Annotated in this window: 11 protein-coding genes; 7 read left to right on the forward strand and 4 right to left on the reverse strand. The window is 64.5% G+C overall.

Going from position 1 to position 12,950, the window contains the following annotated elements; translation table 11 throughout:
* Nucleotides 1-6: 6 nt before the first annotated feature.
* The 4 genes from ACR64R_RS13990 to ACR64R_RS14005 form a co-directional block, all read right to left on the reverse strand.
* The gene (locus tag ACR64R_RS13990; RefSeq protein ID WP_487362200.1) at nucleotides 7-1,023 is read right to left on the reverse strand and encodes a sugar ABC transporter substrate-binding protein; all 1,017 of its coding nucleotides are present in this window, start codon (nucleotides 1,021-1,023) and stop codon (nucleotides 7-9) included.
* Nucleotides 1,024-1,057: 34 nt separating this feature from the next.
* Nucleotides 1,058-2,056, reverse strand: a complete 999-nt coding sequence (locus ACR64R_RS13995) for an ABC transporter permease (protein WP_487362201.1) — start codon at nucleotides 2,054-2,056, stop codon at nucleotides 1,058-1,060.
* 406 nt (nucleotides 2,057-2,462) lie between these two features.
* The gene (ftsZ, locus tag ACR64R_RS14000; protein WP_487362202.1) at nucleotides 2,463-3,455 is read right to left on the reverse strand and encodes a cell division protein FtsZ; all 993 of its coding nucleotides are present in this window, start codon (nucleotides 3,453-3,455) and stop codon (nucleotides 2,463-2,465) included.
* A 214-nt stretch (nucleotides 3,456-3,669) separates the two neighbouring features.
* Complete coding sequence (locus ACR64R_RS14005; protein ID WP_487362203.1) at nucleotides 3,670-4,710, reverse strand: proline racemase family protein; 1,041 nt, start codon at nucleotides 4,708-4,710, stop codon at nucleotides 3,670-3,672.
* Between the two features lie 99 nt (nucleotides 4,711-4,809).
* Here ACR64R_RS14005 and ACR64R_RS14010 point away from each other — a divergent pair, with 99 nt between their 5' ends.
* From ACR64R_RS14010 to ACR64R_RS14040, 7 genes are all read left to right on the forward strand, one after another.
* The gene (locus ACR64R_RS14010; protein WP_487362204.1) at nucleotides 4,810-5,769 is read left to right on the forward strand and encodes a dihydrodipicolinate synthase family protein; all 960 of its coding nucleotides are present in this window, start codon (nucleotides 4,810-4,812) and stop codon (nucleotides 5,767-5,769) included.
* A gap of 242 nt (nucleotides 5,770-6,011) precedes the next feature.
* Nucleotides 6,012-6,722, forward strand: a complete 711-nt coding sequence (locus ACR64R_RS14015) for an SDR family oxidoreductase (RefSeq protein WP_487362205.1) — start codon at nucleotides 6,012-6,014, stop codon at nucleotides 6,720-6,722.
* A gap of 11 nt (nucleotides 6,723-6,733) precedes the next feature.
* Nucleotides 6,734-7,483, forward strand: a complete 750-nt coding sequence (locus tag ACR64R_RS14020) for an SDR family NAD(P)-dependent oxidoreductase (RefSeq protein WP_487362206.1) — start codon at nucleotides 6,734-6,736, stop codon at nucleotides 7,481-7,483.
* A gap of 80 nt (nucleotides 7,484-7,563) precedes the next feature.
* Nucleotides 7,564-8,511, forward strand: a complete 948-nt coding sequence (locus ACR64R_RS14025; RefSeq protein WP_487362207.1) for a LysR substrate-binding domain-containing protein — start codon at nucleotides 7,564-7,566, stop codon at nucleotides 8,509-8,511.
* Nucleotides 8,512-8,683: 172 nt separating this feature from the next.
* Nucleotides 8,684-10,777, forward strand: a complete 2,094-nt coding sequence (locus tag ACR64R_RS14030) for a hydantoinase/oxoprolinase family protein (RefSeq protein WP_487362208.1) — start codon at nucleotides 8,684-8,686, stop codon at nucleotides 10,775-10,777.
* On the forward strand, nucleotides 10,774-12,393 hold the full coding sequence (locus ACR64R_RS14035) for a hydantoinase B/oxoprolinase family protein (protein WP_487362209.1): 1,620 nt from the start codon (nucleotides 10,774-10,776) through the stop codon (nucleotides 12,391-12,393). Before ACR64R_RS14030 ends, ACR64R_RS14035 begins: the two co-directional genes overlap by 4 nt.
* Entirely contained in the window at nucleotides 12,390-12,947 is a 558-nt protein-coding gene (locus ACR64R_RS14040; RefSeq protein WP_487362210.1) for a hypothetical protein, read from the forward strand. The genes ACR64R_RS14035 and ACR64R_RS14040 overlap by 4 nt, the downstream gene beginning before the upstream one ends.
* The last annotated feature ends 3 nt before the right edge of the window (nucleotides 12,948-12,950 follow it).

Raw genomic sequence — 12,950 nt, forward strand, 5'->3', positions numbered from 1 at the left:
GTCCGTTCACTTGATGTCTTCGGGCTTCCAGCAGTTGCGGCCGGACGCATTGGTCTTGTCGACGCGTGTGATCGGGCCGAAGAAGATGGTCTTCTCGCTGCCGGCCTTGCGGTCAGGGTGCTGGAGCAGCTCGGAGATCTGCTGCGCGGCGATCTCGCCCTGGATCGGGGCGTTGAAGTTGAAGATCACGTCGAGCAGCCCGTTCTTGATGCTCTCGCAGCCCGTGGCCGCGCCCGCGCCATTGGTTACGATGGTGACCTGGTCCTGTTTGCCGGCAGCCACGACCGCTGCGCCAGCGCCGACTTCGGCATTGTCCCAGATGCCCATGATGCCGCAGAGGTCCGGATGCTGCTGCAGGACCGTCTCGGTGATCTGGCGCGCCTTTTCGCTGATGTAATCGGCCGGCTGGTCGGAGACGAGCTGCAGCTCGGGATTTGCTTTCAGCACCTCGTCAATGCCGGTGCGCATGTAGATGTTGGCGGCGCCCGTCTGTACGCCGGCAAGCCAGACCACCTTGTGCGAAACGGCGTTCGGCCCGGTGCAGTGCTTGGCCAGTTCGCCCATCTCCAGGCGACCCATCTCGATCCAGTCATTGCCGACATAAGAGTCGGTCTGGGTGGCCGACTGCATGTTGACCTGCAGCACCTTGATGCCGGCGGCCTGCGCCTGCTTCAGCAGCCGCGCATAGGTCTGCACGTCGGGGTTCTGGACGATGATCAGGTCCGGCTTCTCCGCGATGGCGCCCTGCATGGCGCGGATGCCGGCATTGGTATCGCCGTTGGGATCGCGCACTTCGAGGCTGAAGCCGTAGCGAGCGGCGTGACGCTGCCACACCATTACCCAGGCCTGGTTGAGGTCCATGCCCTGCGAGATCGGCACGAAGATGACCTTCTTGCCCTTGAGCGACTCCAGATAGGGCGCGCGGCCGACCTGGTCGGTTTCCTGCGCGCTCGCGGCCTGGGCCGCGCCCAGCAGCGCGAACGCGGCCAGTCCCCCGAACAGGCATCTCTTGAATATCTTCATGGTTTCCTCCCTGATTTGATGGTTCGGTTGTGTTTCAGATGTCGCCGCTCTGCGAGGTCTGTTCGTCGCGCGGATTGATGATGGCGTCGATGGCAAGGGCGCTGAGCAGGATCACGCTCTTGATCAGGTTCTGGCTGGTGTAGGAGAAATTCAGGATCGTCATGCCGTTGGTCAGGATGCCGACCAGAATGGTGCCGGCGATCACATTGCGCACACCGCCCTGCCCGCCCGACAGCCCGATGCCGCCCAGCACGACCACAAGGAGCACGTCGTAGATCAGGCTCGAATTGTATAGGCGCGTGTCGATGCCGGTGACGAGACCCGTCATGATGATGCCGGCGGTGAAGGCGATGAGCGCGCTGATGACATATTGCGTCACGATGATCGGGCGCGTCGGCAGGCCGGTGGTGCGTGCCGCGTTCGGATTGTCGCCGGTCGCGTAGACCAGCCGGCCGAAGCGCGTCTTCCTCAGGAAGAGGCCCATCAGGGCCGCTACCGCTCCGAAAATGACGACGGACATCGGTATGCCGAACACGCTGCCATTGCCGACGAATTTCAGCCAGGCGATGTTCGGCGGGGCATAAAGCACGTCCGACGCAAAGACGATGCGCCCCGCGCCATAGACCGATGAGGCGATGGCCAGGGTGGCGAAGATCGGCGGCACCTCCGCGATCGCCACCATGACGCCGGTGAACAGGCCGATGGCCGCGACCAGTATGGCGCCGCAGATCACGGCAAGCGTGAAATCGATGCCCCAGGTGGAGATCCAGATGCTGAATGCGACGCCGACAACCATCACCGCCACCATGGTGAGGTCGATGCCGCGGCCCACGACCACGAAGCCCATGCCGACGGCCAGCGTGCCGAGGATCGACACGTTCTTGAGGATGGCGATGATGTTGCCCTGGCTCAGGAAATTGTTGAGCGTCGCCGAGAAGACGACGAACAGCATGACCGAGATTGCAACGACGACGACTTCCTGGGACACCTTGAAGCCAAGGTGCCTGTCGTCCGATTTGCCCGAACCAGGCATTTTCTTCCTCCCAGGCAGCCCGTGATCGACGCCCTTCTCAGGCGACCAGCTGATCCGGAATCCTCCCAAGGCACCCGGCCATTCGCCTGGTCGGGACAATTACGACTGGAGCGTCGGCGGACAATTTCGTTTTTCTGATACGCTGTGCAGTTTGCTTCCGCTGCCACGGACAGACGAGTTCGCGGCCACGCGAAAGCCGGCGCGAGTAAGCCGCCAGCCATTTGATCAGTCCGACATCGACCAGTTCCGGAGGCTGTGCACTGCACGAGGAAGATTCGAGACGAGGGCGAGCTTGCCGATCGCGGATAACCACCGAACTCCGGGAACACGCCGGAACCGAAAGGGGCTTCGAAGTCCGTCGGCGAATCCTTACATCGGCCAAAAGCGCGACCGAGAGGCCGCGGCGTCAGGCGATCCTTTGCTCGAACTGCGCGATGTTCGCGTTCCTGCGCAGGCCCGTCGCGACGACGGACACGCGGAACTTTCCTGCCAAAGCCTGGTCGAAGATGGCGCCGACGATGATGTCGGCATCGGCGTCGACCTCCTCGCGTATCCGGGTCGCGGCTTCATCGACCTCGAACAGCGTCATATCCATGCCGCCGCTGATCGAGACCAGCAGCCCCCTCGCGCCCGTCATGGAGGCCTCGTCGAGGAGCGGATTGGCGATTGCCGCCTCGGCGGCCGTCCGTGCGCGTCCCTCCCCGGAGGCCTCGCCGGTACCCATCATCGCCGGCCCCATGTCGCGCATCACCGACTTGACGTCGGCGAAATCGAGATTGATCAGCCCTTCCTTGACGATGAGGTCTGTGATGCAGCCGACCCCTGCGTAGAGGACACGGTCCGCCATGGCGAAGGCGTCGGCGAACGTAGTCTTGGCATCGGCGACCCTGAACAGGTTCTGGTTCGGGATGACGATCACGGTGTCGGCGCTTTCGCGAAGGCGTTCGATACCTTCCTCGGCCGCCTGGGTCCTGCGCTTGCCTTCGAACATGAAGGGCTTGGTGACGACGGCCACCGTCAAGATTCCGGCATCGCGCGCGGCACGCGCAATCACGGGCGCGGCGCCGGTCCCGGTGCCGCCCCCCATGCCGGCGGTGATGAAACACATATGCGTCCCCGCCAGGTGATCCATGATCTCGTCGATGGATTCCTCCGCGGCCGCGCTTCCGACCTGGGGCAGCGATCCGGCGCCCAGGCCTTCGGTCACATGCGCGCCCAACTGGATCAGCCGCGACGACTTCGACATGGTGAGCGCCTGGGCGTCAGTGTTGGCAACGACGAACTCGACGCCCTGCAAGCCTTCGGCGATCATGTTGTTGACGGCGTTGCCGCCCGCGCCGCCGACCCCGACAACGGTGATCTTGGGCCTCATCTCCAGGATTTCCGGCTTGGCGGTCATTTTTTCAATCTTTCTACCGAAAGCACCTGCCGTTCCGCCGCACGGTCATGCGGAACCGGAACAACGAGCACACGAATCAGGCGATCCCCACCGACGACAGGGAATCAGAGCGGGCGCCTCCCTGCAAGGTCCGCCGAGCATATGCAAGCGCGATGGCCCTGCGTTTGAACAGAAAGGTTCCGGCTGCTCCGAGGCCACACCGTCGCGGGAAGCTCTATTGCTTTACAGAGGTCGAGGTTCCCCAGGTGTCCGACAGCACGTAGCCTTGCGGATAGGGGTCCGTCGGATCGAGATAGTAGGCGTGCTCGCCCGTGATCCAGGCGCGGCCGGTGATTTCGGGAACGATCGCCTTGCGTCCCGCGATTTCGGTCAGTTCGACAATTCTGCCGGTGAAGCGGGAGCCGATGATCGATTCATGGATCAGGACGTCGCCGACGCCCATCAGGCCGCGCGCCTGCAGCACGGCCATTCGGGCCGAGGTGCCGGTTCCAGTCGGGCTGCGGTCGGAGCGTCCGGGCGAGACGATGCAGGTGTTGCGCGTGACCTTGCCCGGCCCCTGGAACGGCATGGCGAACTGCACGATGGAGACACCGCGCACATTGTCGAATTCGGGATGCACGACATCGAGCTGTTCGCGCGCCGCGAGCCGAACCCTCTCACCGGCCGCCGCAAGGTCGCGCGCCTCGTCGGGAACGACCGAGAAGCCGAGCGCGGCCGCGTCGACGATCGCGTAGAACATCCCGCCATAGGCGATGTCGACCTTCAGCGTTCCCAACCCCTCGACCTCGATATTGGCGTCGAGGCGTTCGGCGAAAGCGGGGGCGTTGCGAAACGTGATCGACAGGCATTTGCCGTCGCGGCATTCGGCGCGCACCTCGATGACGCCGCCAGGCATGTCGAGCTTGAAGCGCGTCTCGGGCTCATTCATCGGTACCATGCCGGTCTCCAGAAGCACGGTGGCGACGCAGATCGTGTTGGAGCCGGACATCGGCGGGTACTCCGTCGGTTCCATGATGATGGCACCGGCGGCGCAATCCTCGCGCGTCGAAGGCACCAGGAGGTTTACATGACGCGCGACGCTGCCGCGCGGCTCGCAGATCAGCATGCGCCTTACATGGTCGTGATCGCGTTCCATCGTGATCATCTTTTCCATCATCGTGGGCCCTGCCGGAGGCAGCACACCGCCGACGATGACATCGCCGATCTCGCCTTCGGCATGGCAGCCGACGACGCGGATGCTGGTTCTGGTTCGCATTGTTGTTTCTCCCTGTCGGCCGCTACTATCCGCTTGGCAAGCGGTGCTTATTCGGGACAAACTGGTCAATCCGCGTGCCAGCCTCAAGGAGAATCCAAGATGACCGCCAACGTTTTTTCCGGCTGCATGCCGGCGCTGATGACACCCTGCACCAATGACCGGCTTCCCGACTTCGACGCCCTGGTGCGAAAGGGCCGCGAATTGATCGCCGCCGGCATGTCAGCGGTCGTCTATTGCGGCTCCATGGGCGACTGGCCGCTGCTGAGCGACGAGCAACGAATGCAAGGCGTCGAGCGACTGGTGAAGGCCGGCGTGCCCGTGATCGTCGGCACAGGCGCGGTCAACACCGCCAGTGCCGTGGCGCACGCCGCGCACGCTCAGAAGGTGGGCGCAAGGGGCCTGATGGTGATCCCACGCGTTCTGTCGCGCGGTCCGTCGGTCACCGCGCAGCGCCACCACTTCAAGGCGATCCTTGCAGCCGCCCCCGACCTGCCCGCCGTCATCTACAACAGCCCGTATTATGGCTTCGCCACGCGGGCAGACCTCTTCTTCGCGCTGCGGGCCGAACATCCAAACCTGGTCGGCTTCAAGGAGTTCGGCGGTCCGTCGGATCTGCTCTACGCGGCGGAGAACATCACCAGCCGGGACGACGGCGTTGCGCTGATGATCGGCGTTGACACCGCCGTCTTCCACGGCTTCGTCAATTGCGGAGCCTCCGGCGCGATCACCGGCATCGGCAACGTGCTGCCCAAGGAAGTGCTGCATCTGGTGGGCCTGAGCCAGGCCGCTGCGAAGGGCGATGCCGAAGCGCGCCGGCTGGCGCAGGAACTGGACGCCGCGCTGGCGATGCTCTCCCGCTTCGACGAAGGCCCCGACTTGGTGCTTTATTTCAAGCACATGATGGTGCTGAAGGGTAACCCCGAATACAGGTTGCACTTCAACCCGACGGACGCGCTGAGCGACAGCCAGCGCGGCTACGCCGAGGCACAGCTCAAATTGTTCGATGCTTGGTACGCCCAGTGGTCGAGGCAGCCCGCTACGGCGAGATACGCGGCCTGAGCCCGTTGCCGTGAGGCCGCCAGGCCGGTCGCAGCCTAGCGATTGGCGGCGGCCTGCGCACTAAGCAGCTTCCGCAAAGGTGCCCTGCGGTTTGCGATCGGGACCCGCGAAAACCAACAGGCCATAAGCAGATATTCTTGGGGGATCCCACGAACATCTGCTTAGGTCATCGCTTCTTTCAGGAATGGTTCGTTGCGCGGAATGCGCTCGCAATTGGGGACGCCGCGAATGGGGAAGCCCAAATGACGACAGCCTTCATCACAGGAGCGACGAGCGGCATAGGACGGGCGATGGCGATCGCGCTGAGCGACGCAGGTTACGACGTCTATGCGGTCGGCCGCAGCCAGGCCGCGCTGAAGGAGCTTCAGGCCGAGCGTCCGGGCATCGTGCCGATCGCCATCGACGTCACCGACCGCGAGGCGTTGGAATCGGTGCTGTCCGATCTCACCATCGATGTGCTGGTCAACAATGCCGGCATAATGCCGCCGCTCGGCAATTTCGCCGACATGAAGATCGCCGACATCGACGCAACGCTGGAGGTGAACCTCAGCGCCGCGATCCTGCTCACCCGTCTCGTCGTGCCGCAGATGCGAGAACGGCGGTCGGGGCACATATTTTTCACCGGCTCCGTCGCGGGACACGCCGCCTTCTCCAACATTGCCGTCTATGCGGCCACCAAGGCGGCGATCTCCGGCTTTGCCGGCGCGCTGCGCGCCGACCTCTCCCCGTCCGGCGTGCGCGTCACCGAGATCGTCGCCGGCCGCGTCGAGACGCAGCTTTACCAGGACATCCTCGACGCCAAGGCGCGCGCCGCCATGTACGCCAGCAAGGTGGTGCAGCCCGACGACGTGGCCCGGATGGTCGTCGCGGTGCTCGCGCTGCCGGCATGGGCCGACGTCACCCGTTTCGACATCATGCCGACATGGCCGACTTCGCCGAGCGGCACCAAGTAAGGGATAGTGGAATGAAGGATCTTTCCGTTCTGATCGTCGGTGGCGGCGCCGGCCTTGGCGCCCTGCTCGCCAAGATGGCTGTCGAGGCCGGGGCGGCAGGGATCGGCATCATCGACATCAACCAGCAGGCCGCGGAAAGGGCGCTCGAGCCGGCAAAGGCCGGGGGCCTGCCGACGGCGGCGGCTACGTGCGACATCCAGGTCGGGCCGCAATGCCATGCCGCCTTCGACGCCATCCTGGCCAGGCTCGGGCGCGTCGACACTCTGATCAATTGCGCCGCCATCTATCCGCGCCGGCCGCTGCTCGAAATCACCGATGACGATTGGGATGCCTCGAACGGCATCAACATCAAGGGCACCTATCACATGATGGTGGCGGCAGTCCGCCACATGCAGGCACAGGAGCCGAAGGGTCATGTGCGTGGGCGGATCGTGAACCTTACCTCCGTCGATGCCTTCAAGGCGCATCCGCAGAACGCCCATTACGCGGCGACCAAGGCCGCCGTCGTCAGCCTGACGCGATCCTTCGCGCATAACGTCGCCAAGGATGGCATCCTGGTGAATTCCGTGGCGCCGGCCGGCATGGCTACCGAGAAGGCAAAGGCCCTTGGCTTCCTCGACGAACTGGCCAAGGCAAGTCCGCTCGGCCGTGGCGCCGAGCCGACCGAGATCGCCGAGTGGGTGCTGATGACGGGCGGCCCGAGGAACACCTACATGACGGGTGAAAACGTAATCGTTTCAGGCGGTTACATCTACGCCTAGAATCACTTCGGCAATCTGCGGCTGTTGAGCCTGGGCCGGCACTATCGACTGGGTCTCGAACGAAAGGAGGCGGACTTACGATGAGCGGCAAGCTTCGCCTTCCTTCGCTCAACGCGCTTCGCGTCTTCCACGCCGTCGCGCAGCACAAGAGCTTCCGGCAGGCGGCCGACGAGCTTCTGGTCACGCCGCAGGCCGTTGGCCAGCAGATCAAGCTGCTGGAAGACACGCTGCAGGTGACGCTGTTCGAGCGCAAGGGCCGCTCGATCGAGTTGACGGAGTCGGCGATACTGCTCTCGCACTACGTCAAGGCCGGCTTCGACGAGTTTTCCGAAGGTGTGCGCCGCGTCACCAACTCGAACGACCGCTACCGCATCAACCTCAATGCCAGCCCGTATTTCGCCACGCATTACCTGTTGCCGAGGATTTCACTGTTCCGCGAGATCCTGCCGGGCGCTGACTTGCGCCTGACGACGATGGTCGACCTGCCCGACTTCGGCCGCGACGACATCGATATGACTGTGCAGTGGGGCTACGGCAACTGGTCCGACTACGAGGTCACGCTGCTGGTGCCTGACCCGAAGATCATCTGTTGCACGCCGGCGATTGGCGAGAAGATCAAGTCGGCGCAGGACCTGACGAAGTTCACGCTGCTCGACACCGTCAAGTCGAAGCGCCTGTGGCCGGACATATTGCGGCACCTCGGCGTGGAACTGACCGACGGCGACCGCAGCATCAGCTTCGACGACGCGGCGACGATGCGCCAGGCGACCTTGCAAGGCATCGGTGTCGGTCTGGTCTCCGTGATCGACGCCGAGGAGGATTTCCGTTCCGGTGCGCTGGTCGCGCCGGTCGGCCGCGACGCCATCGCCGACATGCGGCCGGACGAAGTCCCTGGCTTCTATCTCGTCGTCCCGCGCGGGCATCTGCGCGTCAAGGCTGTGGCCGCGCTCCGTCGATGGCTGACCCAGGAAGACTGGCGGAGCGACCTCAAGCTCTCCTTGCCGAAACCGGCCCCGCTTTCCGACTGACGGGCGGCGTCAGGCACCCACGGAATTTACAGCAGCAAAGAAAAACTTTCGAATGAGCCGCATTTCTTGATTTCGCCCCCAACCGCTGGAGTGCAGGTGTAACCCGCAAGGCAGGCCAGGTTTGCTCGTCACCTGAATGCAGGACGCCGCTCTCTCGCCAGTAGGTCAAGGCATGACAAGATCAGACGACATTCGTCTCGGCGCGGACATCGGCGGCACCTTCACCGACATCGCACTCGATGTCAGGGGAACGATGTTTTCAACCAAGGTGCTGACCAATTATGCGGCGCCCGAGCAGGCGATCCTCGACGGCATCGACGTCGTCATCCGCGATGCCGGCATTTCGGCGGCCGAGATCGGCATCATCATCCACGGCACGACGCTCGCCACCAACGCGCTGATCGAGCGACGCGGCGCCAGGACCGCGCTGGTCACGACGGAAGGTTTTCGCGATGTGATCGAGATGCGGACGGAGAACCGCTTCGAGCAGTATGATTTGAACCTACAGCTGCCGACGCCGCTGATCCCGCGCGAGGACCGCTTCACCGTCAAGGGCCGCATCGGCGCCGAAGGTCAGGAACTGCAACCGCTCGACGAAGTCGCGCTCGAGGAGATCGCCGATCGCATCGCCGCCGGCAATTTCGGCTCGGTGGCGATCGGCTTCATCCACGCCTACGCCAATCCCGACCACGAGCGCCGGGCGCGCCAGATCCTCGCTGGCAAGCTCGGCATCCCGATCTCCATCAGCGCCGAGGTCTCGCCGCAGATGCGCGAGTTCGAGCGCTTCAACACGGTCTGCGCCAACGCCTATGTGCGGCCGCGGATGGCCGATTACCTTGCCCGCCTGCAGACCCGGCTGAAGGATATGGGCGCCGACTGCCCGGTCTTCATGATCCATTCCGGCGGCGGCCTGATCTCTGTGGAGACCGCTTCGAAATTTCCTGTCCGGCTGGTCGAATCCGGCCCCGCGGGCGGCGCCATCTTTGCAGCCGACATCGCCAGGCGCTTCGGACTCGAAAAGGTCGTCTCCTACGACATGGGCGGCACCACCGCCAAAATCTGCCTGATCGAGGATTTTGCGCCGCGCACGGCGCGGACGTTCGAAGTGGCGCGCACCTATCGCTTCTCCAAGGGTTCGGGCATGCCGATCTCCATTCCGGTCATCGAGATGATCGAGATCGGCGCCGGCGGCGGCTCGATCGCCTGGGTCGATGCCATGGGCCGCATCCAGACCGGACCGGAAAGCGCCGGCTCGGAGCCAGGCCCTGCCTGCTACGGCCGTGGCGGCAAGCGTCCGGCGATCACCGACGCCGACCTGATGCTCGGAAAGCTCGACCCCGACAATTTCGCCGGCGGCGCGATCAAGCTCGACACCGCGGCGTCAGAGCAAGCGATCCTGCGCCATGTCGGCGAGCGCCTGTCGCTGGACGCCATCGCAACGGCCTTCGGCATCTGCGAGGTGGTGGACGAGAACATGGCAAATGCCGCGCGCGTACACGCCGTCGAGAACGGCAAGAACATCTCAGACAATCTGATGATCGCCTTCGGCGGCGCCGCACCGCTTCACGCCGCCAGGCTTTGCGAAAAGCTCGGCATCGACCAGTGCATCGTGCCGCGCGGCGCCGGCGTCGGGTCCGCGATCGGCTTCCTCAAGGCGCCGTTCGGCTACGAAGCCCTCGCATCGAAGCTGACGCGCCTGTCTCGCTTCAAGGCGACCGAGGTGAATGCCCTGCTCGCCGACCTCAAGGCCTCCGCCGAGGGTTTCGTCCGCATCAGCGCCAGCGGAGAAATCGTCTGCGAGATCACCGCTTTCATGCGCTATGCTGGCCAAGGCTGGGAGATACCCGTGCCGCTGGCGGACGCGCCGTTTGGCGACGATGCCGTGGCCAAGCTCAAGGCGCTGTTCGAGGAGAACTACCAGCGCTTCTTCGGCCGCGCAATTGAAGGGCTCGACGGGCTGGAGATCGAGATCGTCACCTGGTCGGTGAAGGCGACGGACGTTCGCCCGGCTGTCTCGCGGCACGAACTCACCGCCGGAACGAAGACGAGCAAACCGGCAACGAGGCGCGAGATCTTCGACCCGGTCAGCGGTGCTCTGCGAACCTATGGCATCGTCGAGCGCGACACGCTCTGCGCCGGCGACCGCGTCGCGGGGCCTGCCGTCATCGTCGAGCGCGAGACGTCCACCGTCATCACCACCAGCTTCGACGCCGTCATCCAAAGCGACGGCGCGATACTCCTGACCCGCAAAGGCAGCCAGGCATGAGCGATATTGGCGAAATCCGCATGCAGGTCATGTGGAACCGGTTGATCTCGGTGGTCGAGGAGCAGGCGCTCACGCTTTTGCGCACCGCCTTCTCGACCTCTGTCCGCGAATCCGGAGACCTGTCGGCCGGCGTGTTCGATCCGCGGGGCCAGATGCTGGCGCAGGCGGTGACCGGCACGCCCGGCCACGTCAACACCATGGCCGAAGCCGTGCTGCATTTCATGCACGCGATACCGCGCGAAGAGATGTTCGAGGGCGACACTTATGTCACCAACGATCCATGGCTGGGCACAGGCCACCTGCACGACATCACCATGGTCTCTCCATCCTTCCTCAACGGCGAGCTCGTCGCCTTCTTCGCCTGCACCGCACATGTCGTCGATGTCGGCGGGCGCGGCTTCGGCGCCGATGGCAAGTCGGTTTATGAGGAAGGCATCCAGATCCCGATCATGAAGTTCGCGGAAAAGGGCAAGGTCAATCTCGACCTCGTCCGCATCCTGCGCGCAAATGTCCGCGAGCCGAACCAGGTGGTTGGCGATTTCTATTCTTTGGCCGCCTGCAACGAGGTCGGCCATCGGCGCCTCGTCGACATGATGAAGGAGATCGGCCTCGCTTCGCTCGATGGACTCGGCGACTTCATCTTCTCGCGCACCCGCGACGCCATGCGTGAGCGCATCAAGGCGCTGCCCAAGGGAAGCTGGTTGAACGAGCTGGTCACCGACGGCTATGACGAGCCGGTCAAGCTCGCAGCCACGGTCTCGGTCCGCGACGACCACGTCGAAGTCGATTTCACCGGCACCGACCCGATGAGCCGCTGGGGCATCAACTGCCCGATCATCTACAGCAAGGCCTATGCGTGCTATGCGCTGAAATGCATGGTGGCGCCCGACATTCCGAACAATGCCGCCTCGCTTGCCTTCTTCACTGTCTCGTCGCCCATCAACGTTCTGAACGCGGTGCGGCCGGCGCCGGTGGCGCTCAGGCACATCTTCGGCCATATGGTGCCCGACCTCGTGCTCGGCGCCTTCGCCAAGGCGTTGCCCGGCAAAATCCTCGCCGAAGGCGCCGGCGCTCTGTGGAACATCCACATTTCGGCACGCCCGGTCGCCGGCGGTTCCGGCCGCCACGCCGAGGTGCTGATGTTCAACTCCGGCGGCATGGGCGCCCGCCCCGAGCTCGACGGCCTGTCGGCGACGGCCTTCCCGTCCGGCGTGCACACGATGCCGATCGAGGCAACGGAGCATACCGGCCCGATCGTCATCTGGCGCAAGGAGCTGCGGCCGGACTCCGGCGGCGACGGCGAGTTCCGTGGCGGCCTGGGACAGGTCATCGAGATCGCAGCGATCGACGGCCACGAGTTCGACTTCTCGGCCATGTTCGACCGCGTCAATCATCCGGCCCATGGCCGCGAGGGCGGCAAGCCGGGCGTTGCCGGCATCGTCAAGCTCGACGACGGCACCAGGATGCGCCCCAAGGGCTGGCAGCATGTATCGGCCGGGCGCCGGCTGATCCTCGAACTGCCGGGCGGCGGCGGCTATGGCGATCCCGCCAGGCGCAGCGTCGCCGCGCGGGCCAATGACCGATCCAAGGGTTACATCACGGAGAACGACCGATGAGCTATGTTGCGTCGCGTCATTCGGCGGAGCCGTCGGCCTCGATGGCAGCCTCGCAGGCAGCCAAGGCGTTCAGCGCCGGGGGTGTGGACGTGATCGACCTAGGCCTGACCGACCCCGATAGCCCGATGCCCAATCACATCATCGATGCCGCTCATTTCGCCGCGAAGGCCGGCCGGACGCTCTACACGGCCGCCGCCCGGACAGTCGAAGTGCGCGAAACGATCGCGGGAGAATTCCGGCATGAGAACGGGCTGGACTATACGGCCGACGAAATCGTCGTCGCCAACGGCGAAGCGCGACGCGACCTCGTCGTCGACGGAATCCGGAAGATCAACGGACTGACGCTCGCGCCGCCGGAGGGCGCCTTTTACGCCTATATCGGCTGCGCCAGCCTCATCGGCCGCAGGACGCCCAAGGGCGTCGGCCGGGTGGCGTCGGTGCCCGGCGTCGCCTATGGACTGTCACCCTATTTCCGCATCTCGACCGCGACCGGTGAAGAGATGCTGGCCGAGGCGATCGCGCGGATCAACGCCCCCGTCGCGCAAGTGGAGTAAGTG

The organism is Mesorhizobium sp. MC2-1-1 (genome assembly GCF_057597255.1).